17 protein-coding genes and 1 tRNA gene are annotated in these 16,392 nt (G+C 49.8%); 6 read left to right on the top strand and 12 right to left on the bottom strand.

The window, feature by feature from the left end; genetic code table 11:
- The first annotated feature begins 101 nt into the window (after window positions 1–101).
- A protein-coding gene (locus DX909_RS01180) for an IS3 family transposase (RefSeq protein WP_128543213.1) occupies window positions 102–1,216 on the top strand; the annotation gives its coding sequence in 2 pieces (ribosomal slippage) (window positions 102–354 and window positions 354–1,216; 1,116 coding nt in all).
- Here the strand turns inward: DX909_RS01180 and DX909_RS01175 are convergent.
- The 5 genes from DX909_RS01175 to DX909_RS01155 form a co-directional block, all read right to left on the bottom strand.
- Window positions 1,213–2,022, bottom strand: coding sequence for a phospholipase D-like domain-containing protein (locus DX909_RS01175; RefSeq protein WP_128543212.1), 810 nt, complete (start codon window positions 2,020–2,022; stop codon window positions 1,213–1,215). The two genes, DX909_RS01180 and DX909_RS01175, sit on opposite strands and share 4 nt — an antisense overlap.
- Before the next feature lie 65 nt (window positions 2,023–2,087).
- Window positions 2,088–2,804: a DUF6339 family protein gene (locus tag DX909_RS01170; protein WP_128543211.1), complete on the bottom strand. Its 717-nt coding sequence runs from the start codon at window positions 2,802–2,804 to the stop codon at window positions 2,088–2,090.
- 9 nt (window positions 2,805–2,813) lie between these two features.
- A complete protein-coding gene (locus DX909_RS01165; RefSeq protein WP_128543210.1) occupies window positions 2,814–3,638 on the bottom strand; it encodes a hypothetical protein in 825 nt (274 codons plus the stop codon).
- 4 nt (window positions 3,639–3,642) lie between these two features.
- The gene (locus DX909_RS01160; protein ID WP_128543209.1) at window positions 3,643–5,580 is read right to left on the bottom strand and encodes a hypothetical protein; all 1,938 of its coding nucleotides are present in this window, start codon (window positions 5,578–5,580) and stop codon (window positions 3,643–3,645) included.
- 4 nt (window positions 5,581–5,584) lie between these two features.
- The gene (locus DX909_RS01155) at window positions 5,585–5,821 is read right to left on the bottom strand and encodes a hypothetical protein (protein WP_128543208.1); all 237 of its coding nucleotides are present in this window, start codon (window positions 5,819–5,821) and stop codon (window positions 5,585–5,587) included.
- 589 nt (window positions 5,822–6,410) lie between these two features.
- Between DX909_RS01155 and DX909_RS29415 the strand changes: the two genes are divergently transcribed.
- Window positions 6,411–6,551 (top strand): hypothetical protein, encoded by a 141-nt coding sequence (locus DX909_RS29415; RefSeq protein WP_164851160.1) that lies wholly within the window; start codon window positions 6,411–6,413, stop codon window positions 6,549–6,551.
- A gap of 342 nt (window positions 6,552–6,893) precedes the next feature.
- Here the strand turns inward: DX909_RS29415 and DX909_RS01150 are convergent.
- From DX909_RS01150 to ubiE, 3 genes are all read right to left on the bottom strand, one after another.
- Window positions 6,894–6,968, bottom strand: a tRNA-Val gene (locus DX909_RS01150).
- Between the two features lie 145 nt (window positions 6,969–7,113).
- The gene (gene porT, locus DX909_RS01145) at window positions 7,114–7,830 is read right to left on the bottom strand and encodes a type IX secretion/gliding motility protein PorT/SprT (protein WP_229310895.1); all 717 of its coding nucleotides are present in this window, start codon (window positions 7,828–7,830) and stop codon (window positions 7,114–7,116) included.
- Window positions 7,797–8,525, bottom strand: a complete 729-nt coding sequence (gene ubiE, locus DX909_RS01140) for a bifunctional demethylmenaquinone methyltransferase/2-methoxy-6-polyprenyl-1,4-benzoquinol methylase UbiE (RefSeq protein WP_128543206.1) — start codon at window positions 8,523–8,525, stop codon at window positions 7,797–7,799. The genes porT and ubiE overlap by 34 nt, the downstream gene beginning before the upstream one ends.
- A gap of 205 nt (window positions 8,526–8,730) precedes the next feature.
- On the opposite strand from ubiE, the gene DX909_RS01135 reads away from it, so the two are divergent.
- The 4 genes from DX909_RS01135 to DX909_RS01120 all read left to right on the top strand — a co-directional run bounded on the left by DX909_RS01135 (window position 8,731) and on the right by DX909_RS01120 (window position 12,616).
- Window positions 8,731–10,029 (top strand): Gfo/Idh/MocA family protein, encoded by a 1,299-nt coding sequence (locus tag DX909_RS01135; protein ID WP_128543205.1) that lies wholly within the window; start codon window positions 8,731–8,733, stop codon window positions 10,027–10,029.
- Window positions 10,030–10,091: 62 nt separating this feature from the next.
- Window positions 10,092–11,183 carry an LBF_2804 family protein gene (locus DX909_RS01130; protein ID WP_128543204.1) on the top strand — a complete coding sequence of 364 codons (1,092 nt, stop codon included), beginning with the start codon at window positions 10,092–10,094 and terminating at the stop codon, window positions 11,181–11,183.
- Between the two features lie 32 nt (window positions 11,184–11,215).
- Window positions 11,216–12,205: a nucleoside hydrolase gene (locus tag DX909_RS01125; protein WP_128543203.1), complete on the top strand. Its 990-nt coding sequence runs from the start codon at window positions 11,216–11,218 to the stop codon at window positions 12,203–12,205.
- Between the two features lie 84 nt (window positions 12,206–12,289).
- Entirely contained in the window at window positions 12,290–12,616 is a 327-nt protein-coding gene (locus DX909_RS01120) for a hypothetical protein (RefSeq protein WP_128543202.1), read from the top strand.
- Between the two features lie 9 nt (window positions 12,617–12,625).
- Here DX909_RS01120 and DX909_RS01115 read toward each other — a convergent pair whose 3' ends face one another.
- The 4 genes from DX909_RS01115 to DX909_RS01100 all read right to left on the bottom strand — a co-directional run bounded on the left by DX909_RS01115 (window position 12,626) and on the right by DX909_RS01100 (window position 16,357).
- On the bottom strand, window positions 12,626–12,898 hold the full coding sequence (locus tag DX909_RS01115; RefSeq protein WP_128543201.1) for a hypothetical protein: 273 nt from the start codon (window positions 12,896–12,898) through the stop codon (window positions 12,626–12,628).
- Between the two features lie 107 nt (window positions 12,899–13,005).
- Window positions 13,006–14,364 carry a PrsW family glutamic-type intramembrane protease gene (locus DX909_RS01110; RefSeq protein WP_128543200.1) on the bottom strand — a complete coding sequence of 453 codons (1,359 nt, stop codon included), beginning with the start codon at window positions 14,362–14,364 and terminating at the stop codon, window positions 13,006–13,008.
- A gap of 77 nt (window positions 14,365–14,441) precedes the next feature.
- A complete protein-coding gene (gene gldE / locus DX909_RS01105) occupies window positions 14,442–15,788 on the bottom strand; it encodes a gliding motility-associated protein GldE (RefSeq protein ID WP_128543199.1) in 1,347 nt (448 codons plus the stop codon).
- Between the two features lie 32 nt (window positions 15,789–15,820).
- Complete coding sequence (locus DX909_RS01100; RefSeq protein ID WP_128543198.1) at window positions 15,821–16,357, bottom strand: single-stranded DNA-binding protein; 537 nt, start codon at window positions 16,355–16,357, stop codon at window positions 15,821–15,823.
- Between the last annotated feature and the right edge of the window lie 35 nt (window positions 16,358–16,392).

Genomic DNA, 16,392 nt, shown 5'->3' with positions numbered 1-16,392 from the left:
GATAGTGGTTGAATTTTCTGACCTTGACCCTAAAAAGTGGACACTGGGTGGGTAGAAAAATTCAGGCGATTTAGGTACCTTAAATTAATTGAAGAATCGCTATGAAAAAGTCCAAATTCACTGAGGCTCAAATCATTTTTGCCCTGCGTCAGGCTGACACCGGAGTACCCGTTCCAGAGGTATGTCGCAAAATGGGGGTTAGCGAAGCAACCTTCTATGTCTGGAAGAAAAAGTACGCTGGGCTGGGGGTTCCTGAGTTACGAAAACTACGACAACTGGAAGAGGAAAATCAAAAGCTTAAACAACTGGTAGCCGATTTAAGCCTGGATAAACAAATGCTCCAGGATGTGCTCAAAAAAAAGCTCTAAGGCCAGCCCAGAAGCGGATGCTGGCCGCTAGCTTATTAACTGATTACCGTGTTCCGGTTCAACGTGCTTGTTCGGTTATCCTACTGCAAAGGTCCTGTTGGTATTATAAACCGCATCGACGGGATGATACTGCAGTACGACACCGAATAAAAGAAATTGCTCAAGTACGTGTCCGCTATGGCTATCGGCGTATCCATGTTTTACTGAGACGAGAAGGTTGGCGGGACAATCACAAAAGGGTGCGGAGAGTCTACTGCGAGGAGGGTTTAAACCTAAGAAGCAAACGACCAAAGCGAAATAGAGCAGCGGCCCAGCGGCTTGAGCGGCCTCAACTCTCCACATTAAATCAAAGTTGGAGCATGGACTTTGTCGCTGATCAGCTCTTTGACGGACGAAAAATCCGGGCCTTAACTGTAGTGGATAACTATAGCCGCCAATGCCTGGCAATTCATGTGGGCCAGTCGCTGAAAGGGGAAGATGTAGTGGCTGTAATGAATCGGCTAAAAGCCGAGAATTCAACGGTACCAAAACGGATTCAAGTCGATAATGGCAGTGAGTTCATCTCGAAAGCATTAGACAAGTGGGCTTATGATAACAGAGTGACTCTGGACTTTTCTCGGCCCGGAAAACCTACTGATAACCCATTTATTGAGTCATTCAATGGAAGCTTCCGGGACGAGTGCTTAAATGCACATTGGTTCTTGTCATTAGAAGACGCACAAGAAAAGATTGAAGGCTGGAGGCAGGAATACAATGGCTTTCGCCCACACAGTTCGATTGGCAACTTGACCCCTAACGAGATGGGGAAGGGGATAAAAATCAAAGAAAAAGAAAGCCTGATTTTCTAGCTTTCGCTGTCCAAGGTTTGGGTCAAGGTCAAGAAAGCCTGATTTTCTAGCTTTCGCTGTCCAAGGTTTGGGTCAAGGTCATCATCATTTCGAAATTCAGCATTATTTGTCCAATTATAAGAACCCGTCACTACCACTTGATTATCTATAACGCAAAACTTGTTATGCATCAATCCTCCACGAATAGCTTTTTTAATTCTCCTATGTGGTAACTGGGTTAAATCAACTCCAAACTTTTGATTTATGCGATCATCAAATATCGCAATTTCTACATCAACACCATTATTGAACTTTTCTAATAGTTTATTAAAAAGAGCTTCGTTTGTAAACCAAGCCATGGCAACTCTAATAGAAACTTTTGCATTTTCAAGCTCAAGGAGAAGTGAATTTAGTATATTTTGGAAATGTGCATAATTGATGACCTGGCTCTGCTTATTTACTACACCTTCACTGATGGTATATAAGCCAAGATATTTAACTATTGAAAATCCTTCTGGATTTAAGACTTTATTCAAATGAGGAATCGTATCCTCGTAATTTTCTAAGTTATTTACAATTTCCATTAAAAGCTCTCTAAACTCAAGTTTAGATACGAGGTTTCGCATTCTTGCCTCAGCATACTGCTTTCGAGAGGGTCTTTGTCCATTTTGCTTGCCAATATCTGGAAGGCCGAATTCATCATAAATATCTCTAGAGCCATATTTGTTGAAAAGTGCTACTAATTCTCGACCGCTACGACTTGGTGGATAAGTGTCACCTGTTACAAATGGAACTAATTGTTGGATTGTGAATTGAGAAATTACCATATGTTAAGTACTAGGAAGTTTTGTTATTGATTATTCTATTCTTTTAGTTGAAAAGAAAAATTATATTAAGTTAAAACTACTTCCTCTTTATAAAACACACTAATTGATTCTAATATATCAATTATTTCATCCTTGGTATGGAATGCTAAAGGTTTAACTCCACCAACTGCATTTAGGCCTGTGAATAAACGTCTTATCTGGCCTTCATTAAGTGAAGGGTTCCGTGAATAAAACTCTAAAAATCCTTTTACAACACAATCATAAGTTCCAAAGCTTCTCTCTACAAGGCCTTGATAAAGATCTTGTTTAGTCCAAAGAAGTTTTGTAAGTTCATAATTATCATCCCTGTTTTCATCATAAGTAATTTTAGCTGCCCACCATAACCTTGAAATACTATTTCTCATCCTAGTAGCAAGACCAAACCCTTCAAAATGAAAACGCTCAACAAGAGTCCTGGGCGTAGTATTTTGGTTAATTTCCCACCTGTTTTTCGTATATTCAAAAAAGTATTTGTGTGTAAGCGTCACCCAAATGCGGCGGTCACTAGCTTGAGCACGATTCAACCTCTTGAAATGTTCAAATATCTTTTTTGAATTTTCAAAATCAGCTGAAGCGCTATTGTTTAATATCAGTTGAACATCAGATGGTTCATTGATAGGTAACTCCTCATTTAGAAAATTAAATTCCCCTTCAAAGCTAGTGCCACTATAAAGATTATTTTCTCTCATGTCGCTTGCTATCAATAGCAGGCTGTCACAGCATGCATTAGTCAAAATTTTCATAGCTACAATTCAGGTTTTAATTAATTCATTATAAGAAAGAAGTAGAGGAAGTTCTCTGTTCAAAAGGAGTTGTGCACAAGAATAAGGATCTGGGGTGTTTTCATGGTCCGGAAATAGTCTACTTAACACGTTGCACCATTCTTTATCTTGGTACTCTTCTTTAATGTCATTTGGCGCTTTCATTAAACGAAATGCTTCTGTAAGCGCCGGAAGGATAAATAAATTATATGCGGTCCACCTATATTTGTTAAATAAAGCATTATGAATATGAGCTCCATCTTGGGCAATAGGATAATAAATAAAGATTTTATCGGAATTAAAGTTGAAAGTGATTGGGCCCTCTTCATCATTAGATGCAGAGAATCGGAAAATATTACTTAAGGTTAAGTTCTCATATTCCTTAGTTATTGGAACTTGAAGAGTTCCTAATAGACCAATAATATCATATTTACCAATAGTGAATTTTTGGTTTTCAAAATCTTCGTTAAAAGAAGAGTCAGAATAATCTTTTAGTTCTTCGAGAGCAATTAAATAAGGGCTAATATCGGCCTTGTTATCGAGATCGTCTTCTGGGATTTCAAATTTGTCCTTAGGATTTAAAAACGTCCAAGTTTTTAATGTAGAGCTACAATAAACTTTATAAAGTATGCCTGCCTTATTTGAAACAAGAAGATCTTCAAAGTATCCGTTCTCTACTTTAAACTTCTTTATATTGAATTCTAGTGTCCTATTCTGAGAATTCCTGGTTGTTTCCAATTCTAAATTTAACATTCCACTGATATCATCGCCTAACCCAAGGACCGGATGCGGAAAGGAGTATGTTTGCGCTTGCATTTTTTTATTTTTCAGAGATTGAAAATGCACTATGATACGGCTCTTGTACAATTAGAGCTAACTCGTTTGGTATTTGAATATTTAAAAGCTTATAGCCGTTTCGCTCTCCACGGCTGCCTTTTAACTCTTCAAATTTAACTTTATTGCCATTTTTGTCTATCAGGTCAGTTATTACGAATGAGCTAACTTCACCTGTATCGCCAATTTGTTTAATGAGAAAGTTTTTATTTCTAATCTTCTCTTGGCTTTTAAACTTAATTATATATGAATGAGAGTTGTTGGTAACTGTTGTTTTTTTAAAAATGCGAACTTTTATTATGGAGCTCCCTGCTTTAGCCGATTCCCTGCTAGTGTTTTTGCTTGTTTTATTATTTGAGGAGGAGCCTTTTTTATTTCCCGAAATAAAACTTTTGGTTACACTTTCTTCTTCCCCCTGAACTGTAACACTGCTATTCTTACTCAAAGAAGAAAAGCTTAAAACTTTTACGTTATTTGATGAAATCCTTGATACAGTTTCATTAATTCCATTTATTCCTGTATTATGGCCTTTAGTTGATTTGGAAAGTCCATTCGGGGTGTTGAATAATTCATTTAGCCATGGGATTTCTTCAACCCCTGTCCGGTACCTTTCTAAAATCTGATTTAAACACTTCCTGATCAATGACTTTATTTCTTTTAGTATCTTTTCGCCATCTTTTTTTGTGTATTCTTTAGATTTTTCTTCCAGCCTAGGAGGGTCAAAGTGGTCATGAGTAGGTGGCTCCATCATCCTGAGTATTTCATTGCCCCCTTCTTCGTCGGCTAGGAACACACCACAATATTTAATAGAACTGAAACCGTGTATGTTCTCACTATATATTACCATTCCATTCCTTATGAATGCGATATGGTTTGTTTTTTTATGGTCAAGCTCTTCATAGAAAAATTTAACTTTTCCTATTGCATAAATTTCCGCATCTATTGGCTCGTTTTTTTTATAGCAATTATAGTAGTCAAGGGGATTTCCTTTTGGAGCAGTATCTTCTGCAGGATCAAATTCTGTATTATTAAAGTATTGTTCCAAGAGACCTTCTAGCGTATCTTTTGAAATAAAAAGCTGAACTTTTCCTTCCTCCATTAATTCAACTTCAAGCTCGTCAATTGAAAGCAGTTGCCAATAGTTTTTTAAAATTGTTTTTGCGAATTCTTCAATCCACATTTCGGTTTTCATTGGGCATAGCACTATTTGTGTGAGCCCTGGCTTATCTCGGACCAAGAAATCTTTCTGCTTTTGGGTTAGTTTATTTTTATCTCTTACAGATCTGGCCTCGGTTCCTTCTCCTAAGAAAACGCGATATTCATTTGTAGTATCACCCTTTTTGTAAGATGCTAGCTTAGCTACGCCTTGAAATATGAACTCTTCCTCCTTATTTAAGGATGAATACAAAACTGTTCGGATTTTAGAAAAGCCATATGTTGAGTTTTTCCCGATTCCGTAGCTCCCTCCTGCAGTGGTATTCTTTTTTATTGATAAACCTTCTGCAAGAACACATGCATAAAATGTAGAATCGTTGTCTTCATCACTTCCTGATAGCCCTACTGTATTATAATCTTTGTACTCTAAAACACAAATACTGTTTTGGTCTTGGATACTTTCTAATGCTTGTTTGAAAAATTGCTCGTGCCCTTTGTTAGCTGGTGCGTTGGAGGTAGATTTGATAATTTCAATGAGCTCATTGAAATCTGGGATTTCCTCGCTTGTTATTGTCCTATAATTCAGGGATATTTTCAACTTCTTCTTTTTTTCGCCTTCACCAAATTCCCTTGCATCATTTGAGTTTTGGAACATCTCTCTTATGAATGATCGAACTATGTCGCTATTAAAGGTTTGAATGGCAGCATTATTTAGCCCATCCCAGCCTTTAATCTTAGGTATTCCTTTCCAGCCGATATTAGTTTCCATTTCTTTAGAACTTAAAGGTCTCTTTTTCTTGTCCTGAAGTGGCAGCAAAAGCTGCTTTTAGTTGCATGTATTTTTCGTTTAATACTTTGAACATTTTCTTTATTTCCTCATCTGTGTATTCATAGTTTCTTTTGTTCGCACATTTAGAGAGGTTTTCCATGTCATCCAATACCTTTTGTACTCTCCTAGATGCAACCACTTTAAATCTCTGTTTTCTTGCTTCTGTGTTAGTGTTTTCCATATGATTTCTAATTTTCTAATGTTTTATGTCTCTGATCTTACGTGGTTGATGTCACTATTGACCCAGTAAAGTCCTGCTCAGTTGACTACATTGATTCTTACTTATCGCAAAGGTATTAGGAAAAATTCAAATAATGCAAGTAAAAACGTCAAAAAAATTTTTGAATGTAGTCTATATTATCCAAAATATAGACTAGAGATCGTGCTTTGATGGTTTATTTGTATACTTTTCAAGGCATTATATTATCTTCAATCAAATGCTTTGAATCTTTTTGCCCTACTTCTATATCAAATTTGTTGGATCTGTTCAATTATGTTGGCGGGAATTTTCTCTTGCCTTTGATAACCGGTGGTCAAGTGGCTTACTGCAAAGGTGGGGTATCTTGATCTGACCAGTGGGTTGAGTCGAGTGCCTCACGACATTATACTAAAGATGCTCGATCAGGCCAAGGGGTTATCTTTACCTTACGGTGCTATCCGCAGGGCAGCGATGCCTAGTAGAGCAGAATCGTAGAAACAATGACTCGTAAAACACAGCCTGGGATCTATAACCAGCTTCGGGAAACCTGCCGGCTACCTCGCCAAAGGCGATGGCTGTGGCCCGGTGGGGGGTATTGATCGCAAGCGAGGGGTCGTATACCGAATCGATGCGGTATGACAAAAAGCTGGCCCTGCCGGTTAAAGTGGTGGTGCTGACCAGCGGGCGGCCCAGAGTGTCGGCGATAATATGACGCTGGCCTTAAAAACGATCTGTAATGCTACGTTGATTGGAAGTCCAACCGCCGGAGCCAATTCTTACTTTGTCAACTACCATATACCCGGCCATCTTCGGTTGGGGCTAAGGGGCATGCCCATTGAGCGGGCTGGAATTCAACCTGACATAAAAATACAACCCACCATCCAAGGTATCCAGGCCGGGAGAGACGAAGCGCTCGAACGGGCCATCAAATTTTTGACAAAAGAGTCTTAGCCTTTTGATTGGGAATACTTGACAGGTTATCTTGTTTAAACCAGCGTTTAAACCGAAAACAAAAAAGCACTTACCGTTGCCGATAAGTGCCTGATTATGAGGGTGGGTCCTGAGGGATTCGAACCCCCGACCCTCTGCTTGTAAGGCAGATGCTCTGAACCAGCTGAGCTAAGAACCCTTGTTTTTCTTTCCCGCCCTTCACCAGGTCGGTGTCGTTTGGGACTGCAAATATAGAGGCCCCGCCGGCCTTTATGCAAGGAATTACCCGAAAAAAATCGGATTATTTTTTAACCGATTCAAGTTCAAATGCTTATCTGCCCCGTTTATTCAAACGTCAGATACAGCGTGACGGTATGGGTCCGGAGCTTCTGAATACCCACGCTGGTGGGGCTGCCCTGCAACGGTTCGAACAGATTCACCAGGCCGTGGGAGAACCGCAGCTCCGGGGCAAATTTGAAAAACTCGAAGAACTGCTCGAAACCAATGCCGTACTCCACCGTCAGGTCGGTGTTCTTGGTCAGCAGGCGGCTCGCCCCGGCCACCTCCCGCCGGCGGACGTTGGTTTCGATGCCCAGTGACGTTCCCCCGACAACGTACATCCGGGAGTTCATCCGGCGTTTTGACTTGTATTTCAGCAGCAACGGAAACTCCAGCCAGGTGGACTCGCGGAGTTCGGTCTTCTGGATGCCGCCCGGATACCGGTATTCGACCGAACGGCCGTAGAGCGAAACGGCGGGCGTGATCCGGACGTCGAAATGTTCACTGAGGACGGCATTCATGACAAAACCGACCCGAAAACCGACTTTGTTGGGCGAATAAAGTTGATAGGCGGAGTCCGCCGTCACGTAACCGGGGCTGTATTTGACGTTGAACCGGGTCATCGGGGCCGCAAACAGAAAACCGTAGCGGATGGCCCGGTCTTCGTAATCTTCCAGGTGCACCCGCCGGTAGCGCATCGTCGACTGAGCCCGCAGTTCCGGGCTGAACAGCGACGCCAGTAAGCCGATCAGGAGGATTTTTTTCCGATGTATATGGAGCAAATGCCGAACGTAAGTGGTATCCATCGTGTCTGTGTAAACCCGGCCTGCTCAAAAACCCGTATGAAATCGGGGCCGTCCGGAAAGGCCTGCATCGATTCGGGCAGATAGGTGTAGGCGGAGGGATCCTTCGACACCATTCGGCCGATCAGCGGCAGGATGCGATTCGTATAAAATCCAAAAAACTGTTTGAACGGAAACCGGCGCGGTTTTGAAAACTCCAGAACCAGGCAGGTGCCGCCCGGCCGCACCACCCGGTGCATATCCGTCAGACCCTTCAGCAGATTCTCGAAATTCCGTACACCAAACGAAACGATGGCCGCGTCGAAAACATTGTCCGAAAACGGCAATCTTTCCGAATCGCCCCTGCGGAGTTCGATGCGGTTTTCGTAGCCCAGCTTCCGCATCTTCTCGTGTCCGACCGCCAGCATCCCTTCCGAAATGTCGACGCCGACCACCTTTTCCGGGTTCAGCTTCAGGGCTTCGATGGCGAAATCGCCCGTGCCGGTCGCAATGTCGAGAATGGTCCGGGGCTTTTCGGGCTGCAGGAGCGCAATGGCCCGCTTCCGCCAGTAAAAATCGATGCCGGCGCTCAGCAGGTGGTTCAGCAGGTCGTATTTCGGAGAGACATTATCGAACATCTCCTCGATCTGTTCTCGCTTGCTGGTATTCTTTTCTTTGTACGGTACGACGGACATAATAGTGAATTGTTGAGTTGTTGAATGATAGAATTGTTGAATGAGGCTCTGCTGAGATAAGCATTTCGAAGCTTCATTCAGTCATTCAACAATTCAATTATTCAATCATTCTACAAATGTAACAAACCCTCCGTTTCCGCCGAAAGTTTGTGATTCCTGGGGGGAATGCTTAGTTTTCAACGATTTTTCCTTTCCCTTAGCGATTATGAACCGTTCCGATTTTCTGAAGTCTTCCGCCCTGGCGGGGGCGGCCCTGGCGGCCCGGCCGTTTATTACCTACGCCCAGCAGTCGACCTACCGCACCGCCCTGATCGGCTCCGGATGGTGGGGCAACAACATTCTGCGCTGCGCCATGCAGGCCGGGCAGTCTAAAGTGGTGGCGCTCTGCGACGTGGACCAGCGCCAACTGACCAAAACCGCCGAGGAGGTCGGCAAACTGACCAGCGACAAACCCAAACTGTACCGGGATTACCGGGAACTGCTCAGCAAGGAGAAACCCGAAATCGTGATTGTAGCCACGCCCGACCACTGGCACCCGCTGATCGCCATCGAGGCCATGAAGCAGGGCGCGCACGTGTACGTCGAAAAGCCGATCGGACATACCATCATGGAAGGGCGGGCGATGGTCAATGCAGCCCGTCAGACAGGCAAGGTCTGCCAGGTCGGTACGCACCGGCGGGTTTCTCCCCACAACGTGTCGGGCATGGAGTTTCTGAAGTCCGGCAAAGCCGGCAAGATCGGCATGGCCCGGGCGTTCGTGCATTACGGCGGAGGACCGGGCCAGGTTACCCCCGACGAGGAACCGCCGAAGGAAATGGACTGGAACTTCTGGTGCGGCCCGGCTCCGCTGCGGGCCTATAACCGGACCATGCACCCGCGCGGCTGGCGGTCGTACCTTAACTACGCCAACGGCACACTGGGCGACTGGGGCATTCACTGGATGGACCAGATTCTGTGGTGGACGGAGGAAAAATACCCGAAGACGGTTTTCTCCACCGGCGGCCGGGCCATCAAACAGGACCAGACCGACGCGCCCGATCATCAGGTAGCCAGCTTCGACTTCGACGGCTTCACGGCCGTCTGGGAACATCGCCAGTTTGCGGGCAACACGGCCGAAAAAACCCACCCGCAGCAGGCCGTGGGCGTTTACTTCTACGGCACCGAGGGCACGTTCCACATGGGCTGGCTCGACGGCTGGACCTTCTACCCGTCCAACCCCAACAAGCCGATCATTCACCAGGACGCCCAGCTGCATAAACCCGACGATCAGAATATTGCCGAACTCTGGACGGATTTTCTGAAAGCCGTCCGGACCAACACCCGTCCGACCTGCGACATCGAAATCGCCCACCGCTCGACCAATATGGCCCTGCTCGGGATGCTGTCGTATAAACTTGGGCGTAGTGTGGAATGGGACGGTGAAAAGGAAAAGATCAGGAACGATCCTGAAGCCAATAAAATGCTATTCCGCGAATACCGCGGGGAATGGAAGTATCCGGTTTAGTCCGGTATTTCGGAAACAGCTTGCCCGTATACGTAGTTGTATCTGGGCAAGCCGTTTCCAAAATGATTGAAGTACCTGATTCTGCTGACGACTCCTCCCGGGTTCCCCTGAACCGAACCGCCCTTCGCTATCTGGTTCGGGTCGTCAATGCCGATCACCCTTCCGATGAGCCCTTTGTGCTTAACGGGATGGAACGACGGGTGATCCGTCGGCTCAAAGCCGGGGCCACGCTGGTATCGGCCTTCCTGGGCGCTGCGGCCGTCTGGGTGGTATATCTGCCCCATATTTTCTGGCGCGAGTGGTTTACCCGGACGCATACCGCCCTGGGCGACTGGCCCCTGGTCAGCATCCTGTTTGCCGCCTTAGTGCTGTATCTGATGCTGCACGCCCAGATCATGGTTCATTCATGGGCCGTTCGTCTGGTGGAAATCGCCTGTCAGTTTCCGCGGCAGCACGACGCCCAGTTCGGCACGCACCTGAAAAAGCTGGCCGGGAACAGCACACAGCGCGGCATGTTCCGACCGCGTCTGACCCCCCGGCCTCTGCTGCCCTGGACCATGCCGGGCTACCTCCTGACCATTTTCATCCTGGCCCTGCTCAGCGACGGCCTGCTCCAGCTGGCCGCCCGGATCGGCAAGGGAGGGCCGCTCGAACCGTATTTCATGGTGATGTCGAGCACGGTAGTGTTCGCCCTCTGGTCCGGTCTGGCCACCGTGTCCATTCTGAAGCAGGCCCAGGTCCGGATCATGGCTCCCCTGACCATCCGCCAGTTCGTGAATGAATTATGTGAGGAATTCGGGCGGGACCAGACCTTCAGGGGCCAGATTCCGGGCGTTCTTCAGTATGCGGCCGTTTCCCTGAAACCCGATAACTACCCGCATCTGCTCCTGATCGAATCACTGACCGCCAGGTTCAACCTGCGCTACGAAATGCCGACCGCCTACCTGCCCGAGCAACTTGCTGCCTGCCCGGAACACATCCGTCAGGGCCTCGAACGGCTGTTCATTTTCAGTATCCTGATCGACGGCGAACTGTCGTCGCTGGAAGGGCAGCGGCTTCGGCGGCTGGACAGTGCCGTCGGGCTCAGTACACCGCCGGGCGAGGTGAAGGCGGTACTTAGAAATTTTTTGAAAGGAGACGGCTTATGGGTGTAATTTCGGAACTTAGCCGAATAATCCCCTAAACCATGAAAGTCTTCCTGACCCTTTGCCTGACGGCGTTCAGCCTCCTTTCCCTGGCCCAGAACTCCGGCAGCCGTGCCAAAACGCCCGTTCCTGTCATTCTCGATACCGACATCGGCCCGGATTATGACGACGTGGGCGCGATGGCAGTGCTGCACGCCCTGGCCGACCGGGGAGAGGCCCGACCCCTGGCCGTCATTGCCTCCAACAAGCACGAACTGATCGTCCCGACCATCGACGTCCTGAATACCTTCTTCGGTCGCCCGAACCTGCCGACGGGCGTTCCGAAAGGCCCGGCAGTTTCGGATGGTGCCTGGCAGAAGTGGCCCGAAATGCTGGTGGAGAAATACCCGCACCGCATCCGCTCCAGTTCCGAAGCGCCGGATGCCGTGACGACCTACCGGCAGGTGCTGGCCGCCCAGCCCGACGGCAGCGTGACCGTCGTGACCGTCGGGTTTCTGACTAACCTGGCCAACCTGCTCGAATCCGGCCCGGACCGGTACTCGAAGCTGTCGGGAAAAGAACTGGTGCAGAAAAAGGTAAAGCAACTTGTGGCGATGGCGGGCGGCTTCCCGAAAGGCCACGAATTCAACGTTCACAAGGACTCACTGGCTTCGCAGCGGGCCTTTGCCGGCTGGCCCACACCGATCGTCTTCAGCGGATTCGAGATCGGGAAACAGATCAAAACCGGCCCGCGGCTGGTGGCCGACCAGACGCTGAAAAGTCCGGTGAAGGACGTCTTCGCCCTCTGTATGCCGAAAACAAAAGAAGACAACAACGGCCGCATGAGCTGGGACCAGACGGCGGTGCTGGTGGCGATCCGGGGCGTCGAGCCGTATTATACCCTGAAGCGCGGGCGCATCGTGCTGAACGGCGGCAGCAACACCTGGCAGGACGATCCGAACGGCCCCCATGCCTATCTGGTCGAGGCCATGCCTGTTGCGCAGGTAACCTCGGAAATCGAGACGCTGATGATGCACCGGCCGGGTAAATAATACTTTTTAGTATTTTTTTTATATAGAGTTAGTGTCAACATGGCAGGATGTTTGCTATCTTTGAGATTGCTCATCGTACGCAGCATGTTGAAACAACTGTTTATCAGCCTCGCGAACCGGGTACAGGGAAGGGTAACCCGGTTTGGAATGAAGGAGTGGGTCGTGGTGGTTTACTTCTTTCTTCAGCCTCTCATCTGGCAAAAATGTGTCGACGGTTATGATTATGCATGGAATCTGCTCCAGGCAGCCAGCCTGTTTGCCTCCGCCGACATTGCCGAACATTTCATTGGCGCTTATCAGAGCCAGATCGAAATGAAGCAGGTCATGACCCGTCTTCGCGAGTGGGGGCTGGTCATTACGGCTTTCGCTTTCCTGATCCTGCTCGTGAAAGGCATCATGGTCGGACTGTAATCTGCCGTTTCAGGAATACTTCTCTGCCCGGACCGGTTCGGTATCCGGTGTGTCCCTATGCAGGTAAAACGTATAGTGGCAGGAGCGGCAATGAAAGTATTTCAGGGGCAGGTAGCCGAAATACCGCTTCATCCACCCGGGTCGGTAGGTGCGTTCGAGATGAATCGCATTCCGGCATTCCGGGCATTCACACTTTTTCCGGACTTTCAGCAAAATCCGGAGAAGAGCGGCTGCATACAGCCCGGCCGGCACGGCCGGAAGCATCCATAAAAGGGAATTCATTGTGCGTACGCTGGGGTAGTTGAATGTCACTACACGTACGAACCAACTCCGGTTTTGGTTGCTTCCGGACCAAAATAACCCCATAATCTTCCGCTTCCCGCAGCCCTTCAATTTTCAGCCGGCACGGTCCGGCCCTCCTTCTGGGCGTTCCGAATCTGTTTCAGGCCCTCCTGGATCAGACTCAGCACGATGATCCAGCCGATCAGCCCCAGCAGCAGGTGTTTGAACTGAATGCCGAAGATCGCGGGTAAAAGGGGCAAAGTGAAGCCGGCGTTCCAGAGCATGTGCATCAGCACGACGACCAGAAACAGTCGGACGAAGGCTTTTTCCTGCAGTAGTTCCCATCTGAAAGCCCCAAACTTCCTGAGCCGCCAGACGGCCGCGGCCGTGATGGCCGTCCAGATCACGTGGGCGAAGGGCGATAGGATGCCCCGGAGAACGATGCTGCTCAGGGCGTCATCGATGGAGCCGTGGCCCAGCAGGGCCACGAACGCATACCCGGCCGAATCGAAAGCCGCAAAGCCGGTTCCGACGGCGGCTCCGAACAGCATTCCGTTCAGTATCCAGGGGTATTTGCGTTTGTTGCGCATCAGCGCCAGCACCGTCAGCAGCTTTCCGGACTCCTCCACAATACCGGCACTCGAAGCCCCCAGCCAGCTCGACAGAAACCCGGCATTACTGAAAAATACCAGCGAGATCAGGATAGAGAGAATACCGCCCGTAAAAAGCAGCTTGACGGTCTGGTACAGCGAGACGTTTTGCGGGGCGTTCATCTCCCAGAAAAAGATCAGGCAGGCGAACGGCATGGCGAAGGCACCCACAAAGAGCAGCCCGGGGATGACGATGACGTTGCCGAACTGGGCTACGCCGATGTAAAGCCCCCAGAAAATGACCAGCGAGGCCAGGGCGATTCGGCCGAACAGCCAGGGCTGCGGCCAGCTGGCCGCAATGGCGTCGAGGGGTGGGGTGGTGGTCCGGGTCCCGACGGTAAAGGCGTTTTCGATGTCCTCGTCGGTGCGGTGTTCGCCGATGCGGGAAAAAATGGACTTCAGACTGAAATCCCTGTCCAGCTGATCGACGCCGGCAAAATGGGTAATGCGATGGAAGGGTTCACTGAAAACCGGGTTCGGGGCCGGGGGGTCGTCGACCACCGGCCGGGAGAGCCGCCAGAGGGAGGTTCCGATCTGGAGATCGCCTTCGCCGACGATCAGCTCGCCGGCCGTGGCCGGGGTGCCGTTCAGCCGGACCATCTGATTGTCGAGGGTCTGAAAATCCAGACCCTCGCCGTTGTACGAGATGACAAGGTGCTGATCGGTTACGAAGGGGTCCGACAGGATGTAGCTGCTCTGGGAGCCACTCCCGAGAATCAGCCGGACGTGGGGAGACAGCAGCAGCCGTTTTCCGGCATCGGGACCGGCATAGCACTGAAACGTACTGGAATCGGAGGACGGAGAAGAGGCATTCATGGTCGGATCAGTCGTTGGTTATCAGAGGAGATAAGCTCCGAAAAACCAGCGGATTATCCAAATGCTTCCGGCGAGGATTACCGCCCGACGCCGACGGTTTCGGTGACGTCCTGCCGGGTGATCTGCACGTTCTGAATCCGTTTGTCGTCGGCCGACAGCACCTTGAACGTGAAGGGCCCGTAGCCGACTTCTTCACCGGTTTCCGGCAGGCGGGTGAACAGTTCCAGCAGCAGGCCGCCCAACGACTCGCTTTCCCCCTTGATTTCATTGAAATAGGAGGTGTCGATCTTCAGAACCCGGCACACGTCGACCAGCAGCGTTTTTCCTTCCACAACGATGGTTCGTTCATCGACCTGTTGGTAAGGGATGGGTTCTTCTTCGTCAAATTCGTCGTTGATGTCGCCAAAGATTTCCTCGATGATGTCTTCGAGTGTAACCAGCCCCCGGGTACCGCCGTATTCGTCCACGACGATGGCCATATGGACCCGCCGTGTCTGAAAGTCCTGAAGCAGGTCGTCGATCTTCTTGGTTTCCGGGATGAAGAAAACGGGCCGGAGCAGGCTCTGCCAGGCAAAAGAGTCATCCTTGTCGAGGTGGGGCAGCAGGTCCTTGATGTACAGCAGGCCGTCGATATGGTCGACGGATTCCCGGTAGACCGGCACACGGGAATAGCCGGACTGGTTGATCTGCTCCATCAGTTCGCTGAACGTCAGGTCTTCGCAGAAGGCCGTAATGTCAACCCGCGACCGCATGACCTGCCGGGCGGTGAGGTTGCTGAAGTGAACGATGCCCCGGATCAGTTCGCGTTCTTCCTGGGTGGACTCGCTGCTGGTCAGTTCGACGGCCTGGTTCAGTTCTTCCATGGATACCTTGTAACCGCGTCGCTGAATGCGTTTGTCGATCACGTTGGTCAGGCTGACGAGCAGGACCGAGAGCGGTCTGAACAGGGCGGACGCCACGGCCACCAGGCGAGCCGTTTTCCGGGCCACCGAGAGGCTGTTCTGGCTGGCGTATACCTTTGGAATGATCTCGCCGAACAGGACGATGGTCAGCGTGACGACGGCCGTAACCCCGGCCAGCACCCAGCCCGAGGTCGGGTCGATCTGGCTCAGTTCCCAGACGAGGTAGGTCACGATGACGACAATGGCCAGATTGAGGAGGTTATTGAAGATGAGCAGGGAGGCCAGCAGCCTTCGGGGGCGGTCGAGCAGCTGCATGATCCGGCGCTCCGAGGCCTCGTCGCTGGTGCGGCAGGTGGCCCGGTCATCGGTAGAGAGGGAGAAAAAGGCCGCTTCGGAAGCGGAGACGATGGCGGCCAGGGCCAGCAGAACCAGCAGGATTCCTGCGTAGGGGCCATAAAAACGAAGATAGGTGCCCCAGGCGTCAGCCAGGAGCACCTTACCCGAAAGCGGATCGCTATCCATGTAATTTCGAATTGGTGAACACTCGCGCAGGGTTAAAACGGCAGATCGTCGTCGCCTGCATTATTCAGATCGTCGGGAACGGGTTCCGGACGGCGGGCCGGGGCGGCCTGCCGGGCCGGAGCTTCCTGACGGGCGGCCGGGGCCTGCGGCTGAGCCGGGGCCTGACGCGCCGGTGCGGGAGCCGCCTGCGGCCGGGGTGCCGGTTCATTATAGGATTCGCCTACTTCCGGACCATCCTGGCGGGTGCCGAGGAACTGGAAGGTCGTGGCGCGAACGGTCAGGGAAAAACGTTCCTTGCCCTCACGGTCGTTATAAGTTTCGGTCCGAAGGCGACCTTCCACGTAGATCTGGTTGCCTTTCTTCACGTATTTCTCGATAATCTTGGCCTGGTCATTCCAAACTTCCACACGGAACCATTCGGTCTGGTCGACCTGCTCACCGCTCCGGGTGGTGTAGCGTTCATTCGTGGCAACGCTGAAACGGGCCACGACCGATCCTCCGTCCAGATACCGAACCTCGGGGTCGTTGCCGACATTGCCAATCAGAATAACTTTGTTCATGCTTGCCATAAAAGGGTAATTATTGTGATGGATTGATGTGAACT

The organism is Larkinella soli (assembly GCF_003703975.1).
Classification (GTDB): Bacteria; Bacteroidota; Bacteroidia; order Cytophagales; family Spirosomataceae; genus Larkinella; species Larkinella soli.
This window is presented reverse-complemented; position numbering and strand designations above follow the sequence as displayed.

Coding starts and splice junctions, on each gene's coding strand:
- DX909_RS01175 (WP_128543212.1), bottom strand. CDS start 2,022: ATGGTAATTTCTCAATTCACAATCCAACAATTAGTTCCATTTGTAACA.
- DX909_RS01170 (WP_128543211.1), bottom strand. CDS start 2,804: ATGAAAATTTTGACTAATGCATGCTGTGACAGCCTGCTATTGATAGCA.
- DX909_RS01165 (WP_128543210.1), bottom strand. CDS start 3,638: ATGCAAGCGCAAACATACTCCTTTCCGCATCCGGTCCTTGGGTTAGGC.
- DX909_RS01160 (WP_128543209.1), bottom strand. CDS start 5,580: ATGGAAACTAATATCGGCTGGAAAGGAATACCTAAGATTAAAGGCTGG.
- DX909_RS01155 (WP_128543208.1), bottom strand. CDS start 5,821: ATGGAAAACACTAACACAGAAGCAAGAAAACAGAGATTTAAAGTGGTT.
- DX909_RS29415 (WP_164851160.1), top strand. CDS start 6,411: ATGGCTGTGGCCCGGTGGGGGGTATTGATCGCAAGCGAGGGGTCGTAT.
- ubiE (WP_128543206.1), bottom strand. CDS start 8,525: ATGTCCGTCGTACCGTACAAAGAAAAGAATACCAGCAAGCGAGAACAG.
- DX909_RS01135 (WP_128543205.1), top strand. CDS start 8,731: ATGAACCGTTCCGATTTTCTGAAGTCTTCCGCCCTGGCGGGGGCGGCC.
- DX909_RS01130 (WP_128543204.1), top strand. CDS start 10,092: ATGATTGAAGTACCTGATTCTGCTGACGACTCCTCCCGGGTTCCCCTG.
- DX909_RS01125 (WP_128543203.1), top strand. CDS start 11,216: ATGAAAGTCTTCCTGACCCTTTGCCTGACGGCGTTCAGCCTCCTTTCC.
- DX909_RS01120 (WP_128543202.1), top strand. CDS start 12,290: ATGTTGAAACAACTGTTTATCAGCCTCGCGAACCGGGTACAGGGAAGG.
- DX909_RS01115 (WP_128543201.1), bottom strand. CDS start 12,898: ATGAATTCCCTTTTATGGATGCTTCCGGCCGTGCCGGCCGGGCTGTAT.
- DX909_RS01110 (WP_128543200.1), bottom strand. CDS start 14,364: ATGAATGCCTCTTCTCCGTCCTCCGATTCCAGTACGTTTCAGTGCTAT.
- gldE (WP_128543199.1), bottom strand. CDS start 15,788: ATGGATAGCGATCCGCTTTCGGGTAAGGTGCTCCTGGCTGACGCCTGG.
- DX909_RS01100 (WP_128543198.1), bottom strand. CDS start 16,357: ATGGCAAGCATGAACAAAGTTATTCTGATTGGCAATGTCGGCAACGAC.